The organism is Halovibrio variabilis (assembly GCF_007991175.1).
In the GTDB taxonomy this organism is placed as follows: domain Bacteria; phylum Pseudomonadota; class Gammaproteobacteria; order Pseudomonadales; family Halomonadaceae; genus Vreelandella; species Vreelandella variabilis.
The window spans coordinates 92718-117822 of the sequence record NZ_BJXV01000008.1 but is presented as its reverse complement, the minus strand read 5'-3'; the positions used below and the strand labels follow the sequence as shown (position 1 = coordinate 117822).

The following is a 25105-nucleotide window of genomic DNA, read 5'->3' as shown; positions in this document are numbered from 1 at the left end:
GCCAAGGTTGTTTCCGTCGATTTGAAAGGCGTCATTTATGGGGTTTCACCGCTATGGCATAGCGCTAGGGACAGCGCTGTTCGCCACCGTTACGCCTGTGCTTGGCGAGAATTTTACACTCACGCTATTTCACACCAATGATCTACACGGGCGCACCGACCAATATCCTCAATTGATCACCACGCTGAACGAGGCGCGGGAGACCTTTGGCGAAGGGCTATTGCTGGACGCTGGCGATATTTTTTCAGGCACGCTCTACTTCACAGAATTTCAGGGCCAAGACGCGTTGGAGTTTATGAAGGTGATGGGCTACGACGCCTTTGTGCCGGGCAACCACGAGTTTGACCTTGGCGACGCTGAGCAGGGGCATCAGGCGCTAGCGGCGTTTTTCGCAGGCGCCGATTTTCCCATTTTAGGTGCTAACCTGGATTTCTCGAGCGCGCCTGAATTTGCCGATGTGCTGGGTGAGTCGATGAGCGCTGATCCGCAGGCGGGGACGCTTTATGACGGTATTATCGTTGAGCATAGCGGCGAGCCTATCGGCATTTTTGGGTTAACCACCCAGGACAGTAAAACGATTTCCAGCCCTGGTCAGGTCACCATTAGCGATTATCGCCAAGCGGCTGAAGCCATGGTGGCAGCGTTTGAAGCGCAGGGCGTTAACAAGATTATTGCCCTGACGCATCTAGGTTACGACGGCGACACCCAGGCGGGCAGCGACTTGCTGTTGGCGGAGCAGGTGGACGGCATCGATATTATTATTGGCGGCCACAGCCATAGCCAAGTATCGCCGCCTGCGCTACTAAGTGAGCGCCGCACTGGCGAGCCTCTATCGCCGACGGTGATTGGTCAAGCGGGCGAGTATGGCCAACACCTGGGGGTAATGCAGGTCACCTTCGACGAGGACGGCGTGGTGGTGGATGCCAGCGGTGAACTGCTGGCCGCCGACGAGCGCGAAGCGGACGCTGGCGCCGCTAAACGGCTTGAGGCCTACACCGCTGAGATTGAAGCATTACGCGATACCCAGGTAGACGCCAAGGTGATCACGGCGCTACCCAACCCGCGCTACGGCAATGGTGACGCGCGAAGCGTGCGCGCCAACGAAACCGCGCTGGGCAATTTAATCACCGATGCCCAGCTGCATGCCGCACAGCAGGTAGCGCCGGAGACGGTAATGGCCGTGCAAAATGGTGGCGGTATTCGCGAGCCCATCAATAGCGGCGCTGTCTCCGTCGGTGATCTGATTACCGTACAGCCGTTTGGCAATCGTCTAACGCTGCTTGACGTCACCGGCGCCGAGCTATTGGAAACCTTTGAAATCGCTCTGGCCGAAGCTCCCGATGAAAACGGCGGTTTTCTGCAGGTATCCGCAGGCGTTGAGCTGGTATACGACAGCAGCAAGCCGCCGGGTGAGCGCGTAGTAAGCCTGGAAATAGCTCAGGAAGGCGCCATGCGGGCGATTGATCCAGAGCGTGCTTACACCATCGCCACCAATAACTTTACCGCCGCTGGCGGCGACGGCCACGCTGTTTTAGGTGCCGCTTACGACGATGGACGCAACACCATCGTCGCCAGTTCTATTATTAACAGTACGGATTGGGAAATGCTGCGCGACTATATGGTGGAACTAAAAGAAGTGTTCTACCAAGTCGAAGGGCGGATCAACGACCTGGCGCACAGCGAGTAGCTTAATCTCCCGTGCGTTTCCCCGTGGTGCTGTTGAAAGGGTGCAGCGCGTCGCGGGTCACGTAAAAGCGAAGTGTTTCGCCTTCGGCAACCGGCGGCTGACCGGACACGCGGATCACCGTGGGCTGGTCGCTGTGGGCGAGGGTCACGTACAGATGGCTTTCAGCACCGGCGGCCTCAAACAGCGCCAGCGTCGAATCGACGGTTAAGTGAGGCGCTGACGGTGGGGCTAAGTGCATGTCATCCGGGCGGATGCCGACGATATCGGTGCCATCGGGCAGGTTATCCAGTAGCCCGTTGGCCCCTTGTTCGTTCAAGTAATCCACCGGCAGCATGTTCATGGCGGGGGAGCCGATAAACCCGGCCACAAACATGCTGGCGGGGCGGGCGTAGATCTCCATCGGCGTGCCCACCTGCTCAATCTGCCCGGCGTTCAGCACCACTAAACGGTCGCCCAGGGTCATGGCTTCCAATTGGTCATGGGTCACATAGAGACTGGTGGTTTTAAGCCGCCGCTGGAGCTGCTTGATCTCAACGCGCATTTGCACGCGCAGCTTGGCGTCCAGGTTGGAAAGCGGCTCGTCGAACAGGAACGCTGCCGGTTCGCGCACCAGCGCCCGGCCCATGGCGACGCGCTGGCGCTGGCCACCGGAAAGCTTGCGCGGTTTGCGCTCTAAAAATTCTTCTATCTCAAGCATTTTGGCGGCGACCTGTACGCGCTTTTCAATCTCGTCCTTGTTGAAACCCCGGTTTTTCAACCCATAGGCGAGGTTGTTGTACACCGTCATATGCGGGTAAAGCGCGTAGTTCTGAAACACCATGGCGATATCGCGTTCGGCGGGTTCGAGCTTATTGACCACTCGGTCGCCGATTTTTAACGTGCCCTCGGTAATGGTTTCCAGCCCCGCCACCATGCGCAGCAGGGTGGATTTGCCGCAGCCGGAAGGCCCCACCAGCACCACAAACTCACCGTCACGAACCTCAAGGTCAACGCCTTTGACCGCCTGCACATCACCGGTATAGGTTTTCTTTAGCCCTTCCAGGGTAATACTGGCCATGTTATTTCTCCGTCTCGGTCAGGCCTTTCACAAACAGGCGTTGCATAAATAAAATCACTAAAACAGGCGGTAACGCCGCCATGACGACCGCTGCCATTACCAGGTGCCACTGGGGGTTCTCTTCCGAGGTCATGCGCTGAATGCCCATCACAATGGTGGTGTAGTCGGGGTCGGTGGTGATCAGTAGCGGCCAGAGATACTGGTTCCAGCCATAAATGAACATGATCACGAACAGCGCGGCGATATTGGTCACCGAAAGCGGCAGCAGGATGTCTTTAAAAAATTTCATCGGCCCGGCGCCGTCCACCCGGGCGGCCTCCAGCATTTCCTCCGGTACGGTCATAAAGAATTGGCGGAACAAAAAAGTCGCCGTGGCGGAGGCAATCAAGGGAATCGACAGCCCGGCAAAGCTATTGAGCATATTCAGGTCGGCGACCACCTGAAAAGTAGGGATAATGCGCACCTCCACCGGCAGCATTAGGGTGATAAAGATCAGCCAGAAAAAGAACATCCGAAAACGAAAGCGGAAATAGACAATCGCAAAGGCGGACAGCAGCGAGATAAAGAGCTTACCCACGGTGATCGCCATGGCCATCACAAAGCTGTTCCAGAGCATCAGCGCGGCGGGTGGGGAGTTCGCCGACGACACACCGGATTGCCACATTTGGGTGTAGTTTTCGATCCCATGGCCGCCGGGCAGCAACGGTATCGTGCCGCGCATTAGCTCGTCAGGCGCCAGCGTTGACGCCACAATGGCGATATAAACCGGGAAAACCACCAGCGCTACACCCACCATCAACACGGCATGGGCAAATAAGTTGGCCCAGGGTCGGTTCTCAACCATATTGTATGTTCTCTCCAAAAAGACGGGTCCACTAGGACTGGCAACAAGGGCTTATTAACGGGCTTGTTAACAGGGCTTGCTAATAGTTAACGCGCCGCTCGATAAAGCGGAACTGGATCACCGTCAGCGCCACCACAATGACCATTAAAATCACCGATTGGGCCGCTGAAGAGCCCAGGTTCAACCCTATGAAACCATCGGCATATACCTTGTAAACCAGTATGTTAGTCGCCTGAGCCGGGCCGCCTGCGGTAGTGGCGTGGATAATGCCAAAGGTGTCAAACATGGCGTACACCACGTTGACCACCATCAAGAAGAAGGTGGTGGGCGTGAGCAACGGGAAAATGATCGTCCAGAAGCGCTTGATAGGGCTGGCGCCGTCAATCGAGGCCGCTTCAATCAGCGATTGCGGGATGGACTGCATGCCAGCCAGGAAAAACAGAAAGTTATAGGAAACCTGCTTCCAGGCAGCGGCTAAAATTACCAGCAGCATGGCGTCGCTGCCTGAATTACGATGGTTCCAACTGTAGCCCACCATTTCCAGCATGTAAGGCACAATGCCGATGGAGGGATTGAAGATAAACCACCACAAGACGCCGGCAAGCGCCGGCGCAACGGCGTAGGGCCACACCAGCAGCGTGGTGTACGCGCTGCGCGAGCGAATCATCCGGTTGACAGTACTCGCCAAGAGCAGGGCAACCGACATGGACACCAGCGTGGTGCCCACGGCGAATACCACCGTCACCGACAGCGAGTTCACATAGCTGCCGTCGCGAAATAGCCGGGCAAAGTTCTCCAGGCCCACAAAGGTGGTTTTCAGCCCAAAGGCATCTTCGCGCAGTAGCGATTGATACAGCGCCTGACCCGCTGGCCAGATAAAAAAGATCAGGGTGATGATCACCTGAGGCGCCAGTAGCGCGAAAGGCAGCCAACGCCCTGGAAAGGTCATGCGTTTGGTTTGCATGGGTAGCTCGCATTAAACGACTTCGCCGCCTACCCAAAGGGTAAGCGGCGAAGTATGTGCTTATTTACTGGTTGGCAGCTTCAAAGTCACGCAGCAGGTTATTGCCGCGTTCCACTGCATCGTCAGCCGCTTCCTGGCCGGATTTATCGCCGGTCATCACCGCTTCCATTTCTTCTGAGATGATGTCGCGGATCTGCACGAAGTTGCCAAAGCGCAGGCCTTTGGAGTTTTCGGTCGGCTCGTTCAGCGTTATCTGTTCCAGCGCAACCTCCGCACCGGGATTTTCCGCGTAGTAGCCCTGCTCTTGGCTTAAATCCCAAGCGGCTTGCGTGATGGGCAGATAACCCGTTTGCTGGTGCCAGTCAGCCTGTACTTCGGGCTGTGAAAGGTACTCGAAGAACGCGGCAACGGCTTCGTACTCGTCATCGCTGTGCCCTTGCATTGTCCATAAGGTAGCGCCGCCGATAATTGAGTTTTGCGGCGCATCCTCTACGTCGTCGTAATAGGGCTGCATGCCGAAGCCGACTTCAAATTCTGAATTAGCGGTGACATCGGCACGGGAAGCAGAAGAGCCGAAGAAAATCGCGCAATCCTGGGAGTAGAACATCGGCTCGGAATCGGGGCCGGTGCCGGGGCCCGCCCAGCGGAAGACGTCCTCTTCCTGCCAGTCGTGCAGGTTGTCCCAATGGCGGGCGACCAGCTCGTTGTTGAAGATCAGCTCGGTTTCCAAACCGCCAAAGCCGTTTTCCAGCGTTCCTAGCGGCACGTTATGCCAAGCTGAGAAGTTTTCCAGCATGACCCAGCTCGGCCATGAGGTGGTAAAGCCGCAGCTGGCCGCACCGGAATCAACCAGCTGGCGGGAGAAGTCGACGACTTCTGCCCACGTTTCAGGCGGCTGCTCGGGGTCTAAGCCGGCCTCCTCAAACATATCCCGGTTGTAGTACATGATGGGCGTAGAGGAATTGAACGGGAAGGAGAGCATATTGCCGTTGGTGTCGGTGTAATAACCGACGACGGCGGGCAGGAACGCATCGCGGTCAAACGAGCGGCCGTGGGCTTCCATCAGTTCGTACGCCGGGTAGATGGCGCCTTCGGCGTTCATCATGGTACCGGTGCCGACTTCAAAGACCTGCAGAATATGCGGCTGCTCGTCGGCGCGAAAGGCGGCAATCGCGCCCGTCATGGTTTCGGTATAGGTGCCGCGATAGCTGGGAACGACCCGGTATTCGTCTTGGGAAGCGTTGAAATCGGTGGTGATGCCTTCGAGGATTTCGCCTAACTGGCCGCCCATGGCGTGCCACCAGCTGATTTCTGTTGTGGCGTGGGCAGACAGGCTGAGGCTGGCAGTGGCTACCCCGACGGCAAGCGCGTGCAACGTATAACGAGACATAACGACTCCTTGTGGGCCTGAACTCAATCAGGTGAGGGCAATGCGGTTGTTGACGTTTTTAGCTGCATTGAACAATAAGCAGTGTAGATGTCGTTTTGATGAACGCGAGGTGAACGCGCGATGACATTCAACGCTAGAGGAGGGAGTAGGCGAAGGGTCTGGAGGGTGTTAGGGTTAACGCAACGCTATTTTGACACGTTAGGAAAGAAGATCTCATGTCCCACGCCATCGCGCTGCTCGAAAAACTGGTCGCTTTTGATACCACCTCCAGCGAATCCAATTTGGCGCTGATTGAGTACGTTGAAGGCTATTTGGCCGAGTACGGCATTAGCGCCGAGCGCGTGATGAGCCCCTGTGGTAGCAAAGCCAATTTGGTCGCAAGAATCGGCCCCGAGGCGCCGGGCGGCGTGATGCTTTCCGGGCATACCGACGTGGTGCCGGTGGCGGGCCAGCCGTGGTCGAGTGATCCGTTCACCCTGCGCGATGGCGGCGATGGGCGTTTGTATGGGCGGGGCAGCTGCGATATGAAAGGCTTTATCGCCTGTGTGCTAGCCATGGTGCCTGCATGGTCGAAAGCCCCCTTGCAGCAGCCGATTTACCTGGGTTTCTCCTATGACGAAGAGATCGGCTGCGTGGGCGCGCCGGATTTAATTCGCTACTTTTATGCCAACTATTCAACCACTGCCAATGTGATCGTCGGCGAGCCCACCAGTATGCAGCCGGTGGTGGCGCAGAAAGGGGCGACCAACCTGCGCACCATGGTGACAGGCCGCGAAGCCCATAGCAGTCAGGTTAACCAGGGCACCTCGGCCATCCACGTAGCGGCTAGGCTGGTGACCTTTATTGAGGACACCATGGCGGCGCTGGTGGAAGAGGGGCGCGTCGATGAGGCCTTTAACGTGCCGCACACCAGCCTGCACGTTGGCAAAATCAAAGGCGGTACGGCGATCAATATCATGGCGCGAGAGTGTCAGTTTGAGTGGGAAATTCGCCATCTACCCACGGAAACCTTTGATGAAATATATGCGCGCTTTGAGACGTTTTGCGAACAGCTAAGCGCAGCGCTAAAAGCCAAAGGCAAGCACGTTGAGATCGCCACTGAGCCGCTTAACGTCACCGTGCCGGGGTTAGCGGATCGTGATAACGACCAGGTGCTCCGTTTAGCCAAAGATCATTTGCCCCCCGCCTGCTGCAACCACGCAGTGGCTTACGCCACGGAAGCGGGGCAGTTCCAGGGGCAGGGTTTGCAAACCCTTATTCTCGGCCCCGGCAGCATCGCCCAGGCGCACCAGCCCGATGAATATATTGATATTGAGCAGCTTGAAGCGTGTGAGCATTTTCTAACTAAAATGGGCAGTGCGCTCGAAAGGCCCGCATAAGGACGTTAATGACCAGCCAAGAAAAATCCCACCCTGTTAAGGAGTGGGATTTTTTAACTGCCTTTCATACCATGCGGCTTTTAATGCACTTTCAATGCTGAGGGTGTTGTTCAAACAGCTCAGCTTTGGCATGGCGCATCACATCTTCGCACGCCTGCTGTTGGGCTAACTGCGTCAGCAGACGCTGAGTTACTTCGAAGCCCTTGCCTAAGCAAGTATCGACTTCTTGCTGGCTAACTGCTGGCGTCACGCGGTAATCGATTTTTACCGTGCGCCCGCCACCTTCCAGCCGATCCGCAACTCCCCTGAGCCGCCACGCGATTTTCTCTTTCCAAGTTGCTGATTCTTCCGCGCCTTCGTTTACGCTAAACGTGCACTGCCATTCCGGTTTAAAGACCTTCATAGGAGAACCTCCAAAAATTTTGGAAAGAATGATTGATCGTGATTTGTACCCCATCGTTTGAATATGTTGCCCCACCACTATATACCTAACACAGCAACAATACCGAAACAAAACGGCAACACATCGCAAGACGCGCGTCGCTTGGATCGGTTAGGCTAGCGTCGATGATGTTAGAGACCTTTTTTATGACCCCGATTGCACGTTTAAGTTGCCCCTGTGGTCGCGATGAAACGCTGGAAAATTGTTGTGGCCGTTATCATCAAGGCGAGCCAGCCCCTACCCCCGAGGCCTTGATGCGCTCCCGGTATAGCGCCTTTTCACTGGGCCTAAGCGATTACTTGCTGGCTACCTGGCACCCTACCACACGGCCTGCAAAGCTTGCGCTTGATCCCAATACCCGCTGGAAAGCGCTCACCATTGTGGCCGCCGAACCACCTAGCACGACTACCGGCTATGTGCACTTTAGGGCCTGTTTTTATGAGCTTGGGCATTGGCATGCGCTTGAAGAAGCGTCCCGCTTTATTGATGACCAGAAGCGCTGGTGGTACGTGGATGGCACACCCTCTCTGACTCGCCTAAAGCCGCGCCGAAACGACCCGTGCTTGTGTGGTAGCGGGCGCAAATTCAAGGGGTGTTGCGGTGTTTAAACACTTTCGCCGTCAAGGGCACGCTGGCTGGGAAAGCCCATGACACAGCCGCTGGATGCCGATACGCGCTGGTATCTCTATTTGCTGGAGTGCCAGCGCGGTACCTATGCGGGCATTACCAATAATCTGGCCAAGCGTTATCAAGCGCACTGTGCGGGCAAAGGCGCGCGCTACACCCGCGCCAACCCGCCTATTGCGCTGTTGGGCGCCCAGCCGTTTACAGACCGCGCTGCCGCCAGCCGTGCTGAGTACCAGTTAAAGCAGCAAACGCCGAGCCATAAACGCCGCTGGGCCAAGCAGTGGCCTGTTCAGTTAGACGCCGATTAAGGAACCCACATGCTGACATTTTACTCAGCGGACAGCCGTTTACGCCAAGCGCGCACCGAGCTACACGATGGCACGCTGGTAGCACCCTTCGAGTGCCCTGAGCGCGTCGATTTAGTGCTTAAGCAGCTTCGCCTGTCAGGCCTTGGTGAGATCCGTGCCCCCAGCGCGTATGGGCTAGCGCCGGTACTGGCAGTGCACGATAAAGACTACGTCACGTTTTTAGCCAACTGCTGGGAAGCGTGGCTAGCGGCTGGGCATGAGGGCGAGGCAATTCCCAATATTTGGCCTGCCCGACGCATGCGCGGTGACCACATTCCGCACGCTATCAGCGGCCAGCTAGGCTACTACGCCCTGGCTGCGGAAACCTCGATCTCAGCAGGGACCTTTGAAGCCGCCATGGCGAGTAAGGATGTGGCGTTAGGCGCGGTAGAATATACGCTGCAGACCGGCGAACCCAGTTTTGGTCTGTGCCGCCCGCCCGGACACCACGCCGCTTATGACCAGTTTGGCGGCTACTGTTTTTTCAATAATGCGGCGATTGCGGCGCAAAGAGCGCTGGAGTCAGGCAAACGCCGGGTCGCTATTCTCGACGTCGATTTCCACCACGGCAACGGCACCCAGCAGATTTTCTATCGTCGTGACGATGTACTGTTTATCTCGCTGCACGGTGACCCCGAGGTCACCTTTCCCTACTATTTGGGCTACGCTGATGAAGGCGGCGAGGGCAAAGGCGAAGGGTTTAACATCAATTACCCGTTGCCACATGGCACCAGCGTGGCGACCTGGATGGCAACACTTGAGCAGGCGTTGGCAAAAATTCAAGCGGCTGGGTGCGAGCTGCTGATTGTATCGCTGGGCGTCGATATCTTTGAGAATGACCCCATCAGTGCCTTTACGTTTACCAGCGAAGATTTTACCAATTTAGGTCAACGCCTAGCCCAAGCAGGCCTGCCCAGCGTGTTTCTGATGGAAGGGGGCTATGCGGTGGATGAAATTGGTGTCAATGTATCCAATGTGTTACACGGTTTTGAGCAGGGGGTCGAAAATGGCTCTGAACAAAGCTAAAAGTAGTATCTTTACCCGGACAAAGGTTAACCAGTGACAGCGGCCCTTAATTCGGGCAGGCTAATGCCCTTTCAATGGGGCAGGGAGCTCAAGCGTGGCAGTGTATGGTGGAATTCAGGCACACGAATTGGAACGTTGGCTCAATGCCTTGACCAACGCAGCCTATGACCGAGGCTGTCCGTTAGCCAACGTACACGGTGGCAATGCCCGTGCACGCACCGCCCGCCAAAATTTACTCCTTCTGGCGCATGACTTCCGTAGCGGTCAGCTTACCCGCGAAGACTGTGCCGACGATCTAGGCCACTGGTGCCAAACCTACCTGTCTGAGGCCGAGTGGTATGTGCTGGTCGGTGCCCGCCAAGCCCCTTCCCAGCCGCAAAGTGAAGAAGAAAGAAGCCTGACGCTGCTTAAGCAGCACCGGGTGGGATGAGCTAAAACCGCCAAACACCCCACGATGGACCATGACGGCATAGCCAACGCGCTGATACAATGTATGCATGAACAGTGCTCCTGACGCGCCGGTTACCGCCTCCCTTGACGACCCCTTCTATTATCTAGCGAACTTTCGCTTCGTATTGTCGTGGGTGGGTCAGCGCCACGCTGATCTGCTCGCCGCAGACGAGCGCGCTTTTCTGCGGCAGTTCGACGCTTTACCGCGTTCTTCCCAGGCGCTGCTGGTGCGCATGGTGATGCGCAAAGGCGAGCTGTTTCGGCTCAGTAAACTCAGCTATGCCGAGGTCGGTGACAGTGGCGCGGCGATGGCACCGCTCATCGCTCTTGGGTGGGTCGATAGCGACCCGGCGCTAAGTATTGATGAGCTGTTTAACCAGCTGCGCCTCGCCGAACTGCGTCAGGTATTGGCAGCGGAGATGCGCGCCGCCGGGCTTAGCGCCTCGAGCGCTAAAAGCGTGCTCTACGACACGCTTGCGAGCCAGCTCACCGAACCCCAGCGGTTAAGCCAATGGTGGCCCAGCGCCTCTGTTGCCTCTGCCAGCACCTCTGACAGCGTGGTGCGCCTCAACGTAATGAACATCTGCGACCGCCTGCGCCTGATGTTTTTTGGCAACCTGCGCCAGGACTGGGCTGAGTTCGTACTCACCGAACTTGGCTTGCAGCGTTTTGAAACTGTGCCCTTCACGCCGCAATCGCGCGCTTTTCAGTCGCGTCAGGAGGTCGATACCTACTTAGTGCTCCATCGTCTGCGCCAACGTCTTGACGCCGGGGAGCTGCCTGCCGATCTGCATTGTGAGGTGCCGCCGCCCGGCGATAACCGCTGGCTGGCCACGCGGCGCGCGCGGTTGCTGCTCCACCTGGGCCGCGCGGCGGAGCGCAGCGGTGACTCGGCGACCGCGCTGACGCTGTACGGCGATTCAGGTAGCGGCGAAGCGCGCATTCGCCAATTGCGGGTGTTGGAGCGGTTGGGCGAACACCCAGCGGCTTTTGAACTGGCGACCCAGGCGCTTAATAGCCACCCCAACGAAACCGAACACCAAGCCCTAGCGCGGATTCTGCCGCGTTTGCGACGGCGGCTTAAACTGCCTGCGATGTCGAGCGACCCGGAACCCGCTCACGAACGCTGGGATCTCACACTGCCCGGGCCGCAAAGCGTCGAGCGCGGCGTGGTTCAAGCACTCAGCGAGCCCCGAGCGCCGGTCTGCTATGTGGAAAACAGCCTGCTGACCGGGCTGTTCGGCCTGCTCTGCTGGCCCGCGATTTTTGCGCCGCTGCCGGGCGCTTTCTTCCACCCCTTCCATAATGGCCCGGCGGATTTGTACCGCGACGATTTCGTGGCGCGGCGGCGTGACGCCTTTGATACGTGCCTGGCTCGCTTGGCAGACGGCAGCTACCGCGACGTGATGTTGGCAACCTGGCGGGAGAAGTTTGGCCTCGTGTCCCCCTTCGTCCACTGGGCGATTGTCGATGAACCGCTTGTCGAGCTGGCACTGGCGTGTATTCCGGCTGAGCATTTGCGGGTCTGTTTCGAGCGCTTGCTGGGGGATCTCAAGGCCAACCGGGCCGGGCTGCCGGATTTGATCCAGTTTTTGCCCAACGCGCCCGAGGGTTCGCCGCGCTACCGAATGATCGAAGTTAAAGGCCCCGGCGACCGGCTGCAGGATAATCAGCGCCGCTGGCTTAAGTTTTTTCACCGCCACGACATGCCTGTCGCAGTGTGCTACGTGCGCTGGGCGGATAGAGCCGAGCCAGTGCCATGAGCGCGACCTATCGGGTGGCGGTGCGGGCGCTTTGCGATTTCACCGCTCGCGAAGGTGATCTTGACCACCGTTTTACGCCTGCTCCCAGCGCCCGCGAAGGCATTGAAGGCCATACGCTGGTGGCCAGCCGTCGCGGGGCAGACTATATCGCCGAACTGCCGCTGTCCGGCACCTTTGAGGGGCTTGCCGTGAAGGGCCGCGCCGATGGTTTTGATCCCACGGCCAACCGCCTGGAAGAGGTCAAAACCCACCGCGGCAGCCTCGAGCGCATGGCAGATAACCAGCGCGCCCTCCACTGGGCGCAGGTGAAAGTATACGGCGCGCTGCTGTGTGCAGAACGCAGCCTGGAAGGTATCACCTTGACGCTGGTGTATCTGGATATTGCCACTGGCAAAGAAACCTTGCTCAGCCAGGAAGCGTCTGCCGATGAATTGCAGGCGTTCTTTACTGACCAGTGCCAACGCTTTTTGGCTTGGGCGAAACAGGAGGCCGACCACCGCCAGCGCCGCGACAACGCCCTGCAAGCAATACGCTTTCCCCATGCGGCGTTTCGCCCCGGCCAACGTGAACTCGCCGAGGACGTCTACAAAGCCACCAGCACCGGCCGCTGCCTGCTTGCGCAAGCGCCCACCGGGATTGGTAAAACCGTGGCGACGCTGTTCCCCATGCTTTCGGCCATGCCGCGCCAGCAGCTCGACCGGATCGCCTTTCTGACCATGAAAACGCCCGGACGCCGTTTGGCGCTGGATGCCCTGGCTACCCTGCGCGGCAGCGATGAAGGCGACATACAGCCGCTGCGCGTGCTGGAACTGGTGGCGCGGGACAAGGCCTGCGAATACCCCGACCGCGCCTGCCACGGCGAGTCGTGCCCGTTGGCAGCGGGTTTCTACGACCGCCTGCCTGCCGCCCGCCAAGCGGCGGTAGCGCAGGGGTGGCTAGATCGCGAAGCGCTGCGGGAAGTGGCGCTAGCCCATCGCGTATGCCCGTATTATCTCGGCCAGGAGCTGGCGCGCTGGGCGGATGTGATCGTCGGCGACGTTAACCATTGGTTCGATAGCCACGCGCTGTTGCACGGCTTGGCCCAGGCCAACGACTGGCGGGTCGGTCTGTTGATCGATGAAGCGCACAATCTGGTGGAGCGCGCGCGGGGCATGTATAGCGCCGAGCTCGATCAGCAGCGCTTGAGCCGATTGCGCCGTGCTGCGCCCAAAGCGCTCTCCCGGCCCTTGAATCGTTTAGCCCGCCAGTGGCAGGTCGTGATCAAAGAGGCGGCATTTGAAGACACGAGCCAACAGGCTCAACCCAGCTATCGGCTGCTAACGACGTTGCCGGATAAACTGGTGGCTGCCGCCCAGCAAGCGGGTGCTTCAATTACCGATCACCTGGGCGAGCATCCTGAGGATGCGTCGCTTGAACTCCAGGAGCTGCTGTTTGAAGCGCTGGCGTTCTGTCGCCTGGCGGAGCGCTTTGGCGAGCACTCGCTGTGCGATATCACCCGCCAGGGTCGTGGGCGGGCGGTGCTGGGTCTTCGCAACCTGATCCCCGCTGATTTTCTAGCCCCGCGTTTTCAAGCGGCCCACTCAAGCGTGCTGTTTTCGGCAACGCTAACGCCTGCCCACTACTACCGGGATCTCCTAGGCTTGCCGGAAAACACGGTATGGCGGGAGGTCGCATCCCCCTTTGCCGCGCGTCAGCTTGAGGTCCGTATTCGCCACGATATCTCAACGCGCTACCATCACCGCGACGCCTCCATTGCGCCTATTGTGGACACCTTGGCAGACCAGTATCAGGACAGGCCGGGCCACTATTTGGCGTTCTTCAGCAGCTTTGCCTACCTGGAGGCCGCGCTGGCGCGATTCCGTGAGGCGCACCCTGACGTTCCTGTTTTCAGCCAAACTCGCGGGATGCGGGAGGCCGAGCGCGATGCGTTTTTAAAGCGCTTTGAACCCGGTGGAAAAGGCATCGGCTTTGCGGTGCTGGGCGGCGCCTTTGCGGAAGGTATCGACCTACCCGGCGACCGCCTGATCGGCGCCTTTATCGCGACACTGGGCCTGCCGCCGTTTAACGACTTTAATGAAACGCTTAAAACGCGCCTTACCGCGCGCTTTGGTCAAGGCGACGACTACACCTACCGTATTCCGGGCATGATCAAAGTGGTGCAGGCGGCTGGCCGGGTGATTCGCAGTCCAGACGATCAAGGGGTTGTGGTATTAATGGATGATCGTTTTGCCCAGGCCAAGGTGCGCGCGCTATTGCCAAGCTGGTGGTCGCTGGGCAATCCCAACCCCTAATTGAGGACTCTAACGCGAGCCATGATGGATCTACTCTGGTACCAGTATGCGCTGATCGGGTTGATTTTTGCCTGGAGCGGTTTCGTACGAACCAGCCTGGGGTTTGGGGGAGCCGTGCTGGCGCTGCCTTTCCTTCTCCTGGTGACCAACCAGCCCTTGGTTTTCCTGCCGATTATTGCCATTCACCTGCTGATCTTTTCCAGCTGGATCGCCTGGCGCGGGCATCGCCAAGTGCAGCAAGAGGTGAGTGGGGGCGCATCGTCGGAGAGTAATATCGATTGGGCTTATTTGTTTAAAGCCCTGAAAATCATGATCATCCCCAAATTGATCGGGGTGGTCGGGCTGTTAACGCTGCCGGCACAAGTCATGACCAGCATTATTTTTGGCATTGTGTTCATCTATGCCGTTGGCTACGTACTCAACAAGCCGTTTCGGAGTAACAATCAGTACGTGGACTATGTGCTGCTGGCGCTGGGGGGCTACGTCAGCGGTACGTCACTGATTGGCGCGCCGCTGATTGTGGCGGTGTTCGCCACGCACGTTGCCAAAGAGCAGCTGCGCGATACCCTGTTTGTGCTGTGGTTTATCCTGGTGTTGATCAAGATGGTGTCGTTCCTGATCGCGGGGGTGGATCTGCAGTTGATTCACCAGCTGTGGCTGCTGCCCTGTGCGTTTATCGGCCATTTGGTCGGCGAGAAAGCCCACCGCTATATGCTCAAAGCGGACACCGGGCTGTTCTTCCGTGTGCTGGGTGCGGTGCTGATGCTGGTTAGCGTAGTGGGGTTGATTCACCCGCCCGGGTAGCGGGAATCTTCATCTAACCCTAAAGTTTGCTGTCGGCCTTTAACGTCGTTTTGCCCAGAATGATCAGCACGACCGCCAGCAGGCAGCAAACGACCGCCATGGCGGTAAAGACATGGCGCAGCGAGTCCAGCCAGATCAGTGCATAGGTGACCACCACCGGGGAGATAAACTGGCCAAAAAAGAAGGTCGAGGTAAAGCCGCCAAAGACCCGGCCACGCACCCGCTGAGGGGTGATGCGCATTAACCAGGTGGTGGTGTTGGGCATAAAGGCACCCAGGCCCAAGCCCGAAATCGCCGCGCCGGCAATGGCCATGGCGTAACTCTGAGTGAACCCAATGATCACAAAGCCGGACGCCGCCAGCAAAAAACCTAAGACATAGATGCTCATCACCGAAAGAAACGGTTTGTAGTAGCCGTAGCAAAACGCCACGATGCTCGCCGTCAAGGCCGCCGTTGAAAGCGCAATCCCAATCGCCATGCCACTGATCTGGCCCTGCTGAGAGAGCAAAAAGGGCAGTTGGGCGGGGAACATATAGAACATGATCATGCTGAGCATGGCGATAAAGTAGCCAAGACCCGTACGCCCGACATCGACCTTCACCGGCGCATCGCTGGTAGTACTGCTAACACCATCGCTGGTCTTGGGTTCTTGAAGGATCGCCCAGGCATAGGGCAGTAACAGCAAGCCGGTTAGGTAGAGTAAAAACGGGCCGCGCCAGCTCCAGTCGGAAAGTATCCCGCCCAGGTTGATAAAAATAACCCCGCCCAACGCCATGCAACTGCTCTGCAGTCCCAAAAAGCGCGCGCGTTCGGCGCTATCGAAATAATCCCCCACCAGCGTGGTGCTGATGCTAAGAATGCCCGCCACCGCAATGCCCATCAGCGCGCGGGAGCTTAACAGCAGATCCACTCGGTCGATGAAAAAGCCCGAGACGCCGGCAACACCGTAGATAAACAGCATCGTCAGCAGCAGCTTCTTGCGCCCAAACCGGTCAGCCAAATAGCCCATCAGCGGGCTGAACAGCGTAATCATCAGCGCGGGAATGGTCAGGATTAGCTGGATCAACACCTGCGGCTGATCAGGAAAGTGACGGCTGATACCCGGCAGCGCAGGCGCGATAATTGCCCCCGACATCACGGTCATGGTGCTGGCAAAAAGAAGAACGGCCTTAATATGCGTTAACGGGCGAATGGTTTTTTCCATATCAAGAGAAGGGGGAGGAGTGAAAAGCATAAACGCCAATCGTAGCATGTTTGTTAGCAGGCTATTTTATGTTTACAGGTGTTAAGGCTTACCAGAAAAGGGAAAAGCAAGGGCACACGGCTTTAAAAGTTCTAATCGTTAATCATCGAACCCAAACTGTCCTGCACCGGCCTCGCTGAGTAGAGAGTCTAGCAGGGCAGTCCCACGCGCAGTGAGCTTGCTCCCGCGCAGGTAAATCAACTGAACTGGAACTGGTCTTGGGGCATGCAGTGCCATAGAACCTCGTATAGCAGCGAGGCTCTATGGCGTATTACCTTAGCGGTTGTTCATCGTGCCAGGGGAGGTCTCTTTAACAAAGTATTCCCCTTCCATCGCTTCTAATAAAGAGAGGGTATTACGTGCCATGACAAGCCCCATTTTGGCATGCTGACGAATGAACACTATCTCACCGGGAGCAACATCTACGTCAATAGCAGCCCAGTTTTCAGCTTTGGAGTAAACCGTGTGTTGGCCCGGTTCTACTGGAAAGTAGATGTGCTGGCTACCGCGGGTATGTCCGACTTCAGATTCGCTTTCTTGATCGTTTAGAAAGATATTAAACCGAACCAGCGTACCCGTCATCTCAGGTCGTACCACATATACCATGCTTTCATTTTCAGAAGGCTGTTGTGGTAGCTCAAAGCCCTGCAACTCTGTCTGTATGTTCGCAGCTGACGGGGCCTTTGCGGCACAGCCAGTGATTAGCGCCATAGCTACAAACGCCAGTAGTAATTTACCCATTCCCTTAAATGTCATTTACCCATCCTGTGTTTTCTTAAGCGAGTAGTCACTCGCTTGCTAATTGCAAGGCCTCGAAGCCCTTGTGGTACTCAACATTATGCAGCGTCTAGAGCTGCTCATATCAAGCGCATACAGATTAACTTGATTTAGTTATTTGTCACTCATACATAAGGTGTAGATAATCTGGCAACAGTTCAGGCCAGCGCCCAAGTCATTCAAGACTAGGCTGATTTGCTAGAGCAAAGCGGTAGTAACGAAGGCGGCGAAGGTGAGGCGCAAGTGATGAGCCGTTTCCACCGTGTGTTGGCTTTCCTCAGGCCGATAACCCTTATATGGTCGTAAAGCACACCACGTGTACCCGCTGATCTTGCCTAACCCGATGAAGTGCTCCTCCTCATTGCGAGCACTCTTGTTCGGGGCAAAGTCGATTACCATACGTTGAATTGTATGGACAAAAAGCAAGAAGGAAATTTCTATCTGTTTGGCGCTGAGGCTAGACACCGCACCGGTGTTGCAGGGTTAAAGATATATCGTTATTGGTTTTGGTGACTTGGTGCTGACACACGAAAAACCAACAAAAAACGGCCACTTGCTGTATTAGCTAAGTGGCCGTTTTTACTAAATTCTTTGGTCGGAATAGCAGGATTCGAACCTACGACCTCTGCCTCCCGAAGGCAGCGCTCTACCAAGCTGAGCTATATTCCGAAGGTTGTTGAGTTGTGCTTAAGCGTGCTCAACAACGGGAACGGATCATACGTAGCTGCGCGCTTTTTTTCAAGCCCTCGGCGCTGCGATGCGCCAATTTTTATGCTTGGCGATCAACCGCTAAGCGGGCCAGCTGGGCCATGCTGTCGCGGTAGGCGCTGGGCGGCAGGGCGTCTAACTGCTCAAGGGCTTTATCGGCCATCTCTTCGGCGCGCTGGCGGGTGTAGTCGAGCGCGCCGGTGGCGTGAACAATGTCCAGCACGGCGTCGAGTTGTTCAAGCCCACCATCACGAATTACCTGGCGAATCAGCTTGGCCTGTTCCGGTGTGCCTTGTTCCATGGCGTGAATCAGCGGCAGGGTCGGTTTGCCCTCGGCCAGGTCGTCGCCCACGTTTTTGCCCATGGCATCGGCGTCGCCTTGGTAGTCGAGTAGGTCATCAATTAACTGAAACGCTAAGCCGAGGTAACGCCCGTAATACTGTAACGCGCGCTCCTGTTCTGGCGTTGCATCCGCCAGCACTGCGCCGCTATGGGAGGCTGCTTCAAACAGCATGGCGGTTTTGCCCAGAATGGTCTCGAAGTAGTCGGCTTCCGAGATGCTGGGGTTGCCGATGTTGGTCAGTTGCTGGACTTCACCCTCGGCGATGGTGCAGGTGGCGCTGGAAAGGATTGCCATGATGCGCATGGAGCCGACATCAACCATCATCTGAAACGAACGGGCATAAAGAAAGTCGCCTACTAACACCGAGGGCGCATTGCCCCAGGCGTCGTTGGCGGTTTTTTTGCCCCGGCGCATGTGCGACTCATCCACCACGTCATCGTGCAGCAGCGTGGAGGTGTGCATAAACTCAATCAGCGTGGCCAGGGGTATATGTTTGTCGCCGGTGTAGTGAAGGGAGCGGGCGGCTAACAGGGCTAATAAAGGCCGCAGCCGCTTGCCGCCACTGTCGGTAATGTACTGGCCAATGGTTTCGACCAGCGGCACTTTAGAGTTAAGCTGCTCGACAATTGTCCGGTTGACGGCGGCGAAGTCATCGGCCACCACGGCGTGCAGCGGTGAGGGCGTTGGGCTGTCAGGCTGGGTTGAGAAGACGTTGGCGGTCATGGAATCCGTTCATCGCGGCAGATGGAGGCGGTAAGAGCCGCCCTAAAGTTGATGTCATGCTATGGGGCTGTCTGTTAGGCGTCAAGATACGTGCGGCGGTTACCACGCTCTCGGTGTCGGATAGCTATCATGGGTAAATGCTTGTAGTCTTGTGGTACAAGGCGATTGTCGTTATAATCCGCGACCCACTCATCATGCTCCCTGTCAGATGGCTGCCAAAAGGGGCGCCACTCGCCGCAGGTCGATAAGAGCACGACTCGCAAGAGCGTAGGTGATGAGCGCCGTTTAACGGTTAAATAAGCGGCATTTAAATCGACAGTCCGGAGAGCGACATGTACGCAGTTATCAAAAGCGGTGGTAAGCAGTACCGCGTTCAAGAAGGTCAAACCCTTAAACTCGAAAAGCTGGAAATTCCTACCGGCGAAACAATCGAGTTTGACGAAGTGCTGATGGTCGCAGACGGCGATGATGTCACTATCGGCGCGCCGATGATCGGTAGCGCTAAAGTGTCTGCCGAAGTGGTTTCTCACGGCCGTGGTGATAAAATCACTATCATCAAGTTCCGTCGTCGTAAGCATAGCATGAAGCGTCAGGGCCACCGCCAGTGGTTCACTGAAGTCAAAATTACCGGAATTTCTGCGTAAGCGGTCAATTCCCTTAAGGAGGATTTTGCAATGGCACATAAAAAGGCAGCCGGCTCCACGCGTAACGGTCGCGATTCCGAGTCCAAACGCTTAGGTGTGAAACTCTTCGGTGGCCAAGCGGCAACGGCGGGTAACATCATCGTACGTCAGCGTGGCACGCACTTCCATGCGGGCACTGGCGTAGGCCTAGGTCGTGACCACACACTGTTCGCGCTGAGCGACGGTTTTGTGAAGTTTGAGACCAAAGGTCCGAAAAACCGCAAGTTCGTTAGCATCGTATCTGCCTAAACGGCTAGCGTTACGCTCGTAGTTTCGAAGTACGTTGCAGAAATAAGCTGCAAAAAACTGCGAGAAGAAAAGCCCCGCTATGGCGGGGCTTTTTTGTCGGTTAAATCTCTTTTTCTGCCATGGTTTTTGGCTGCTTAGCGTCTTTGATTGCTTAGGTTTTTAACTACTTAGGTTTTTAACTACTTAGGTTTTTCACTACGATAGTGGGCAACGGCGATAGTAGAAAAGTGTTGTATATTTAGGGCGGCGGAAGCGGCCGGGAGAATCCAATGCAGTTCCTCGATGAAGCCTCGATTATTGTTGAGGCAGGCAATGGCGGCAATGGCTGTCTGAGCTTTCGCCGCGAGAAGTACGTGCCCAAAGGCGGTCCCGATGGGGGCGATGGCGGTCATGGGGGTAGCGTTTACTTGATCGGTGACGATGCGCTTAACACGCTGATCGATTTCAAATTCCAGCGCTTCTATAAAGCTCAAAATGGCCAGGGCGGCATGGGCCGTCAAATGAGCGGTCGGGCGGGGGAAGACCTGCACGTCAAAGTGCCGGTGGGCACCACGGTGATTGATGAAGACACCTTGGAAGTCATCGCCGATGTTACCGAGATCGGGCAGGTGGTACTGGTCGGCCAAGGTGGTCGACGTGGCTTGGGCAATATCCATTTCAAGTCGTCCACCAACCGGGCGCCGCGTCGTACCACGACCGGCACCGAAGGCGACCGCCGCAACCTGCGTTTGGAAATGAAGGTGATGGCTGATGTTGGCCTGCTGGGGATGCCCAACGCGGGTAAATCAACGCTGATTCGCTCAGTGTCCGCCGCTAAGCCCAAGGTCGCCAACTACCCGTTCACCACCTTAGTGCCCAACTTGGGCGTGGTAAAACTGGGTATGCACGAGCACTTCGTAATGGCTGATGTGCCGGGCTTGATCGAAGGCGCGTCTGACGGCGCTGGTTTAGGACTGCGCTTTTTGAAGCACCTGACCCGCACGCGATTGTTGTTCCACGTGGTCGATGTGGCACCGTTTGACGAGTCCGACCCGGTCGAAGCCGCCAAGGCGATTGTCCACGAGTTGGGGCAGTTCTCCCCGGCGCTTTCCGAGCGCCCGCGCTGGCTGGTGCTGAACAAGTTTGACCTGTTACCGGAAGACGAGCGTGAAGCCCGCGCCCAGAAGATTATCCAGGCGCTCAATTGGGAAGGCCCGGTGTTCCGTATTTCGGCGATCAGCAGCGACGGCACCGATAAATTGGTGCAGGCGGCCTACCGTTGGCTGACCGAGCAGCGCCGCCTTGAGCATGAAGATGAGGAAGCGCTGACCCGCGAGCAAGAAATGCGCCGCCGCATGGAAGAAGAGTCGGTCGCGCGTACCGAAGCGCGCCTGGGCCGTCGACGTAAACGCGACGATGAAGATGACGAAGATTTCGACGACGACGATTATGACGTTGAAGTCGAGTACGCGCCTTAAGCTTTGTTTTATAAAGGTGGGGTCGCATGGCAAGTAACGAGCAAATCCTGGGGCGCAACGCCTTAATCCGTGCACGGCGGGTGGTGGTTAAAATTGGCAGTGCGCTACTCACCAACGATGGCCGCGGCCTGGATGAAGCTGCCATTGGCGGCTGGGTAGATCAAATCGCCGCTTTGCACCAACAGGGCATCGAGGTGGTGCTGGTCTCCTCCGGCGCCGTGGCGGCGGGCATGGTACGGCTGGGCTGGCAGGTGCGCCCCAGCGCCGTGCATAAGCTACAAGCCGCCGCGGCGGTGGGCCAAAACGGCCTGACTCAGTGCTATGAGCAGCACTTTGCTCGCCACCGCATGCTCACCGCGCAGATTCTGCTGACCCATGACGACCTTTCCAACCGCAAGCGCTACCTGAATGCGCTTTCGGCGCTGCGCACGCTGGTCGAAATGCGCGTGGTGCCAGTGATCAACGAAAACGACACCGTGGTCACCGATGAAATTCGCTTTGGCGATAACGACACCCTGGGCGCGCTGGTCGCCAATCTGTTGGAAGCGGACGCGCTGCTGCTACTGACCGACCAGGAAGGCCTGTTTGACGCCGACCCGCGCCATGATTCCAATGCCCAGATGATTGCCGAAGGGCGCGCCGACGACCCGCGCTTAGCTGCCGTCGCAGGCAGTGGCGGGGCACTGGGGCGCGGCGGTATGAGTACTAAAATCCGCGCGGCGCAGCTAGCCGCGCGCTCTGGTGCTGTCACGGTGATTGCCAGCGGCCGCCAGCCTGACGTCATCAACCGGATAATGGCGGGTGAGGCGCTCGGCACCTTGCTGCGGCCCGATCAAGTGCCCATAGCGGCGCGCAAGCGCTGGCTGGCGGGGCAGTTGCAGGTGCGTGGCACGCTAGTGCTGGATGCCGGGGCGGTCAAAGTGCTGCGCGATAAAGGCTCTAGCCTGCTGGCGGTCGGCGTGCGCGACGTGCAGGGCGACTTTAAACGCGGCGATATGGTGGTGTGCGTGGACGAGCAGGGCGCATCAGTGGCCAAAGGCCTGGTGAACTACGGCGCCGATGAAGCGCGCCAGTTGGCAGGTCAGCCCAGCCACCAGATTGAGGCGATCCTCGGCTACGTGGAAGCCCATGAGCTGATTCACCGCGATAACTTGGTTATTGTGTAATTTGGTCGTGGTGTAACGTCAGCCGCCGCTAACAGGGCGCTGTTTAGCCTTCAGAGGGCGGCAGAGGCACCTGGCGCGGCCAATTATCGGGCACCAGGAACAGCCGTTCATAACCCTTTGTGTGGCCGGTTGTATAGCCCTTTGTATAGCCCTTTTCAGCGCCCTGTTTATTGGGGTAACACAGCATGATTTGTTGCGCTGACTGCCACGTTTGCACCCTATCAATCACGGCAGGCAGTTGCTCCGCCAGGGGACGAAAAGCGTTACGCGGCGGGGGCGCTAACCAGTGGGGTTTTGCAAGCCATGCCACCCAGGGTCGTTCGGTAAAGCACGATGCCAGCGCAGGCCAATCGCTTACGTAGCACCACCTTCCCCGGCGATGGTCTGGCGTCGCCCCTTCCGGCGCTGGCAGCACCGCGTGCCAGGGGTAGTAGAGCACGCCAGGCATCGCCAGCCGCTGGGTTAACTGCTCCACTAAATGAACATCAGCGGCGCCAATATCCCGAGGGGTGAGCCAGTGGGTAAGCGTTTTTAGCGCCAGCGCGGTAGTCGAAAGCGGTAGCTGATGACGGTGCAGGTGAGCGCTTTTAATCGCCAAGCTATCTAGCCCGCCGGGGCCAATCCAGCGGCTTTGGCTGGTCGGCGCGCCTGGCCCATCGGGGAGCCCCAAGTAGAACTTAATCGCCACTTCCAAATGTACCGGCGCCGGGTTGTTCCGGGTTCGATAGAGCATATCCAGCTCGCCCAGGGTGTTACGTTGGCGAGCAATACGCACATTACTGGCTAATAACCGTGTATTTGGCGCATGGTCTAACAGCGTGTGCCACAGGCGCTCATGGTAATGACCCATGCGCGTGGCGCGGTGGCCGTTCAGGGCGGCTAACGGCGGTTGGCCAAGTTGATGCAGCCAGGGTAATAGCGCGCCCTGTAAGCCCAATTCTTGAAGCGATGGGCGCCCCCCGCAAGGCACCGGCGGCGGCAGTGTAATCAGGTCAGGTGTTGTCGCCAGCCAAGCCAAATCACGCAGTACTGAATTGCCTAGCCCCGCGGTGGCCAGTGTTTCTGCCTCTTGTTCGCCATACACGCCTTCATCCGGCACGGCCTTCTCCTCTGCATATCGATAACTGCTACGCTTTACACACGTTATAAGGTTAATGCCTTAAAGTCCTGCTCGGGCCAAGGAAAAGGAGGGTGTTAAATGGGCAAGGCCAAAACGAAGATACCCCAGGTAGCGCAAAAGCCAATAGAGAAAACGGCAACCCAGGCGTTGACGCCCGAAACCGGCGCGGCGTTGTTTGAGGATGCCCGTTCACGGCTTGAAGATGTGTTCAAAGTGCTCGATATTCACCCTGACGCCCAAGCGCGGCTGATGCAGCCCAGCCTTTCGCTGCAGGTGAGCATTCCCGTACGTATGGACGATGGGCGCCTAAAAGCCTTTCCTGCCTGGCGAGTACATTACGATACCAGCCTGGGGCCTGCCAAAGGCGGCGTTCGCTTTCATCCCAATGTCAATCAGCATGAAGTCACCACGCTAAGCTTTTGGATGGCCGTGAAGTGCGCGGTCGTCGGCTTGCCCTATGGCGGCGGTAAAGGCGGTGTCCAAGTGGATGCCAAGGCACTGTCGTCGTTGGAGCTTGAGCGCTTGGCGCGGGGATATATTCGCGCCATTGCCGATATTATGGGGCCTGATCGCGATATTCCCGCGCCAGACGTTAATATCGATGCCACGGTATTGGGCTGGATGATTGATGAATACGAACAAATCACCCGCGCTAAAGCCCCCGCGGCGATTACCGGTAAACCTATCGCTCTTGGTGGCTCGCCAGGGCGGGTTGCCGCGACCGGGCGGGGCGCGCTACAGGTGCTCGACTTGTGGTCAGAGCGCACAGGGCGAAAACCCGAAGAGACCACCGTGGCGGTGCAAGGGTTTGGCAACGCGGCTTATCACTTTGCCCGTTTAGCCAGTGAACGTGGCTACCGCATTGTGGCGGTATCGGATTCCAGCGGCGCGCTTTATAACGCTGATGGGCTGGATATTGCAGCGGTTAAGCAGGCCAAAGCAAACAGCGGCAAAGTGACTGATAGCGATGCGGGCAGCGCGATGGCGGGTGCCGAGCTGCTGGCACTGGAGGTCGATGTATTGGTACTGGCGGCGCTAGAAAATCAAATTCATGGCGACAATGTGAATGAGGTAAACGCCAGCGCTATCTTGGAAATCGCCAATGGCCCACTCACCAGCGAGGCCGATCAGGCCCTTGCCCAGCGCGACGTGCCGGTGCTGCCGGATGTATTGGTCAACACGGGCGGGGTGATTGTCAGCTACTTTGAGTGGCTGCAAAACCGGGCCGGTGAGAAGTGGAGCGAAAAGCAGGTTAACGAGCGTTTGGACACACTGCTCAGCGAAGAAGCCAGCCAAGTGCTAACGCGCGCACAGGCCGAAGGCATTACCTACCGCCAAGCCGCCTATCGCCAGGGCATTGAGCGCATTGCCGAAGCGATTACGGTGCGGGGGAATTGTCAGGACTGTCGATAGGACAGTCGATAGGACAGTCGATAGAACGTTCATAACGCAAACCTGCTTAAACGCTGATAACCTTGACCATGCGCTGAACCCCCGCTAAGCGTGATGCGTCTGCAATTAAGCCAACGACCGGAAGCGAACCGTGCGCACTGGGACGTTGAGCT

General features: G+C 57.4%; 23 protein-coding genes and 1 tRNA gene. 14 read left to right on the top strand and 10 right to left on the bottom strand.

What is annotated here, in order from left to right; all coding sequences use genetic code 11:
* The first annotated feature begins 37 nt into the window (after positions 1–37).
* Positions 38–1687 carry a bifunctional metallophosphatase/5'-nucleotidase gene (locus HVA01_RS07410; RefSeq protein ID WP_146874449.1) on the top strand — a complete coding sequence of 550 codons (1650 nt, stop codon included), beginning with the start codon at positions 38–40 and terminating at the stop codon, positions 1685–1687.
* A 1-nt stretch (position 1688) separates the two neighbouring features.
* Here the strand turns inward: HVA01_RS07410 and HVA01_RS07405 are convergent, their stop codons facing one another.
* From HVA01_RS07405 to ugpB, 4 genes are all read right to left on the bottom strand, one after another.
* Positions 1689–2744 (bottom strand): sn-glycerol-3-phosphate import ATP-binding protein UgpC, encoded by a 1056-nt coding sequence (locus HVA01_RS07405; RefSeq protein WP_146874447.1) that lies wholly within the window; start codon positions 2742–2744, stop codon positions 1689–1691.
* Position 2745: 1 nt separating this feature from the next.
* Positions 2746–3588: a sn-glycerol-3-phosphate ABC transporter permease UgpE gene (ugpE, locus tag HVA01_RS07400; RefSeq protein ID WP_146874445.1), complete on the bottom strand. Its 843-nt coding sequence runs from the start codon at positions 3586–3588 to the stop codon at positions 2746–2748.
* A 79-nt stretch (positions 3589–3667) separates the two neighbouring features.
* Positions 3668–4552 (bottom strand): sn-glycerol-3-phosphate ABC transporter permease UgpA, encoded by an 885-nt coding sequence (ugpA, locus tag HVA01_RS07395; protein ID WP_146874443.1) that lies wholly within the window; start codon positions 4550–4552, stop codon positions 3668–3670.
* A gap of 64 nt (positions 4553–4616) precedes the next feature.
* On the bottom strand, positions 4617–5942 hold the full coding sequence (gene ugpB, locus HVA01_RS07390; protein WP_146874441.1) for a sn-glycerol-3-phosphate ABC transporter substrate-binding protein UgpB: 1326 nt from the start codon (positions 5940–5942) through the stop codon (positions 4617–4619).
* A gap of 215 nt (positions 5943–6157) precedes the next feature.
* On the opposite strand from ugpB, the gene argE reads away from it, so the two are divergent.
* On the top strand, positions 6158–7321 hold the full coding sequence (argE, locus tag HVA01_RS07385; protein ID WP_146874439.1) for an acetylornithine deacetylase: 1164 nt from the start codon (positions 6158–6160) through the stop codon (positions 7319–7321).
* Positions 7322–7412: 91 nt separating this feature from the next.
* Here argE and HVA01_RS07380 read toward each other — a convergent pair whose 3' ends face one another.
* A complete protein-coding gene (locus HVA01_RS07380) occupies positions 7413–7724 on the bottom strand; it encodes a hypothetical protein (RefSeq protein ID WP_022520780.1) in 312 nt (103 codons plus the stop codon).
* A 185-nt stretch (positions 7725–7909) separates the two neighbouring features.
* Between HVA01_RS07380 and HVA01_RS07375 the strand changes: the two genes are divergently transcribed.
* The 7 genes from HVA01_RS07375 (at position 7910) to HVA01_RS07345 (ending at position 15071) form a co-directional block, all read left to right on the top strand.
* Positions 7910–8371: a YchJ family protein gene (locus HVA01_RS07375; protein ID WP_146874437.1), complete on the top strand. Its 462-nt coding sequence runs from the start codon at positions 7910–7912 to the stop codon at positions 8369–8371.
* 39 nt (positions 8372–8410) lie between these two features.
* Positions 8411–8698, top strand: a complete 288-nt coding sequence (locus tag HVA01_RS07370) for a GIY-YIG nuclease family protein (protein ID WP_146874435.1) — start codon at positions 8411–8413, stop codon at positions 8696–8698.
* A 9-nt stretch (positions 8699–8707) separates the two neighbouring features.
* The gene (locus HVA01_RS07365) at positions 8708–9763 is read left to right on the top strand and encodes a histone deacetylase family protein (RefSeq protein WP_146874433.1); all 1056 of its coding nucleotides are present in this window, start codon (positions 8708–8710) and stop codon (positions 9761–9763) included.
* Between the two features lie 94 nt (positions 9764–9857).
* Positions 9858–10193, top strand: coding sequence for a hypothetical protein (locus tag HVA01_RS07360; protein ID WP_146874431.1), 336 nt, complete (start codon positions 9858–9860; stop codon positions 10191–10193).
* Between the two features lie 67 nt (positions 10194–10260).
* Positions 10261–11976 (top strand): VRR-NUC domain-containing protein, encoded by a 1716-nt coding sequence (locus HVA01_RS07355; protein ID WP_146874429.1) that lies wholly within the window; start codon positions 10261–10263, stop codon positions 11974–11976.
* Positions 11973–14267: an ATP-dependent DNA helicase gene (locus HVA01_RS07350; protein WP_146874427.1), complete on the top strand. Its 2295-nt coding sequence runs from the start codon at positions 11973–11975 to the stop codon at positions 14265–14267. The genes HVA01_RS07355 and HVA01_RS07350 overlap by 4 nt, the downstream gene beginning before the upstream one ends.
* Before the next feature lie 21 nt (positions 14268–14288).
* Complete coding sequence (locus HVA01_RS07345; RefSeq protein ID WP_146874425.1) at positions 14289–15071, top strand: sulfite exporter TauE/SafE family protein; 783 nt, start codon at positions 14289–14291, stop codon at positions 15069–15071.
* 19 nt (positions 15072–15090) lie between these two features.
* Here the strand turns inward: HVA01_RS07345 and HVA01_RS07340 are convergent, their stop codons facing one another.
* The 4 genes from HVA01_RS07340 to ispB all read right to left on the bottom strand — a co-directional run bounded on the left by HVA01_RS07340 (position 15091) and on the right by ispB (position 18865).
* Entirely contained in the window at positions 15091–16305 is a 1215-nt protein-coding gene (locus HVA01_RS07340; RefSeq protein WP_246129534.1) for an MFS transporter, read from the bottom strand.
* A 285-nt stretch (positions 16306–16590) separates the two neighbouring features.
* A complete protein-coding gene (locus tag HVA01_RS07335) occupies positions 16591–17070 on the bottom strand; it encodes a DUF2846 domain-containing protein (protein ID WP_218031541.1) in 480 nt (159 codons plus the stop codon).
* Between the two features lie 613 nt (positions 17071–17683).
* A tRNA-Pro gene (locus tag HVA01_RS07330) sits at positions 17684–17760 on the bottom strand.
* Positions 17761–17860: 100 nt separating this feature from the next.
* Positions 17861–18865 (bottom strand): octaprenyl diphosphate synthase, encoded by a 1005-nt coding sequence (gene ispB / locus HVA01_RS07325; RefSeq protein ID WP_146874421.1) that lies wholly within the window; start codon positions 18863–18865, stop codon positions 17861–17863.
* Between the two features lie 332 nt (positions 18866–19197).
* On the opposite strand from ispB, the gene rplU reads away from it, so the two are divergent.
* From rplU to proB, 4 genes are all read left to right on the top strand, one after another.
* Complete coding sequence (gene rplU / locus HVA01_RS07320) at positions 19198–19509, top strand: 50S ribosomal protein L21 (RefSeq protein WP_146874419.1); 312 nt, start codon at positions 19198–19200, stop codon at positions 19507–19509.
* Between the two features lie 30 nt (positions 19510–19539).
* Positions 19540–19797, top strand: a complete 258-nt coding sequence (gene rpmA / locus HVA01_RS07315; RefSeq protein WP_146874417.1) for a 50S ribosomal protein L27 — start codon at positions 19540–19542, stop codon at positions 19795–19797.
* A gap of 269 nt (positions 19798–20066) precedes the next feature.
* Entirely contained in the window at positions 20067–21254 is a 1188-nt protein-coding gene (cgtA, locus tag HVA01_RS07310) for an Obg family GTPase CgtA (protein WP_146874415.1), read from the top strand.
* A 26-nt stretch (positions 21255–21280) separates the two neighbouring features.
* Positions 21281–22420: a glutamate 5-kinase gene (gene proB, locus HVA01_RS07305; RefSeq protein WP_146874414.1), complete on the top strand. Its 1140-nt coding sequence runs from the start codon at positions 21281–21283 to the stop codon at positions 22418–22420.
* Between the two features lie 43 nt (positions 22421–22463).
* On the opposite strand, the gene HVA01_RS07300 is transcribed toward proB, so the two are convergent.
* Positions 22464–23519, bottom strand: a complete 1056-nt coding sequence (locus tag HVA01_RS07300) for a DUF1853 family protein (protein WP_371860137.1) — start codon at positions 23517–23519, stop codon at positions 22464–22466.
* Positions 23520–23618: 99 nt separating this feature from the next.
* Here HVA01_RS07300 and HVA01_RS07295 point away from each other — a divergent pair, with 99 nt between their 5' ends.
* The gene (locus tag HVA01_RS07295) at positions 23619–24953 is read left to right on the top strand and encodes a Glu/Leu/Phe/Val family dehydrogenase (RefSeq protein ID WP_146874411.1); all 1335 of its coding nucleotides are present in this window, start codon (positions 23619–23621) and stop codon (positions 24951–24953) included.
* Positions 24954–25105 lie beyond the last annotated feature (152 nt).

Coding starts and splice junctions, on each gene's coding strand:
- HVA01_RS07365 (WP_146874433.1), top strand. CDS start 8,708: ATGCTGACATTTTACTCAGCGGACAGCCGTTTACGCCAAGCGCGCACC.
- HVA01_RS07335 (WP_218031541.1), bottom strand. CDS start 17,070: ATGACATTTAAGGGAATGGGTAAATTACTACTGGCGTTTGTAGCTATG.
- proB (WP_146874414.1), top strand. CDS start 21,281: ATGGCAAGTAACGAGCAAATCCTGGGGCGCAACGCCTTAATCCGTGCA.
- rpmA (WP_146874417.1), top strand. CDS start 19,540: ATGGCACATAAAAAGGCAGCCGGCTCCACGCGTAACGGTCGCGATTCC.
- ugpE (WP_146874445.1), bottom strand. CDS start 3,588: ATGGTTGAGAACCGACCCTGGGCCAACTTATTTGCCCATGCCGTGTTG.
- HVA01_RS07410 (WP_146874449.1), top strand. CDS start 38: ATGGGGTTTCACCGCTATGGCATAGCGCTAGGGACAGCGCTGTTCGCC.
- HVA01_RS07350 (WP_146874427.1), top strand. CDS start 11,973: ATGAGCGCGACCTATCGGGTGGCGGTGCGGGCGCTTTGCGATTTCACC.
- ugpB (WP_146874441.1), bottom strand. CDS start 5,942: ATGTCTCGTTATACGTTGCACGCGCTTGCCGTCGGGGTAGCCACTGCC.
- HVA01_RS07405 (WP_146874447.1), bottom strand. CDS start 2,744: ATGGCCAGTATTACCCTGGAAGGGCTAAAGAAAACCTATACCGGTGAT.
- HVA01_RS07355 (WP_146874429.1), top strand. CDS start 10,261: ATGAACAGTGCTCCTGACGCGCCGGTTACCGCCTCCCTTGACGACCCC.
- HVA01_RS07375 (WP_146874437.1), top strand. CDS start 7,910: ATGACCCCGATTGCACGTTTAAGTTGCCCCTGTGGTCGCGATGAAACG.
- argE (WP_146874439.1), top strand. CDS start 6,158: ATGTCCCACGCCATCGCGCTGCTCGAAAAACTGGTCGCTTTTGATACC.
- HVA01_RS07380 (WP_022520780.1), bottom strand. CDS start 7,724: ATGAAGGTCTTTAAACCGGAATGGCAGTGCACGTTTAGCGTAAACGAA.
- cgtA (WP_146874415.1), top strand. CDS start 20,067: ATGCAGTTCCTCGATGAAGCCTCGATTATTGTTGAGGCAGGCAATGGC.
- rplU (WP_146874419.1), top strand. CDS start 19,198: ATGTACGCAGTTATCAAAAGCGGTGGTAAGCAGTACCGCGTTCAAGAA.
- HVA01_RS07295 (WP_146874411.1), top strand. CDS start 23,619: ATGGGCAAGGCCAAAACGAAGATACCCCAGGTAGCGCAAAAGCCAATA.
- HVA01_RS07345 (WP_146874425.1), top strand. CDS start 14,289: ATGATGGATCTACTCTGGTACCAGTATGCGCTGATCGGGTTGATTTTT.
- HVA01_RS07340 (WP_246129534.1), bottom strand. CDS start 16,305: ATGCTTTTCACTCCTCCCCCTTCTCTTGATATGGAAAAAACCATTCGC.
- ispB (WP_146874421.1), bottom strand. CDS start 18,865: ATGACCGCCAACGTCTTCTCAACCCAGCCTGACAGCCCAACGCCCTCA.
- HVA01_RS07370 (WP_146874435.1), top strand. CDS start 8,411: ATGACACAGCCGCTGGATGCCGATACGCGCTGGTATCTCTATTTGCTG.
- ugpA (WP_146874443.1), bottom strand. CDS start 4,552: ATGCAAACCAAACGCATGACCTTTCCAGGGCGTTGGCTGCCTTTCGCG.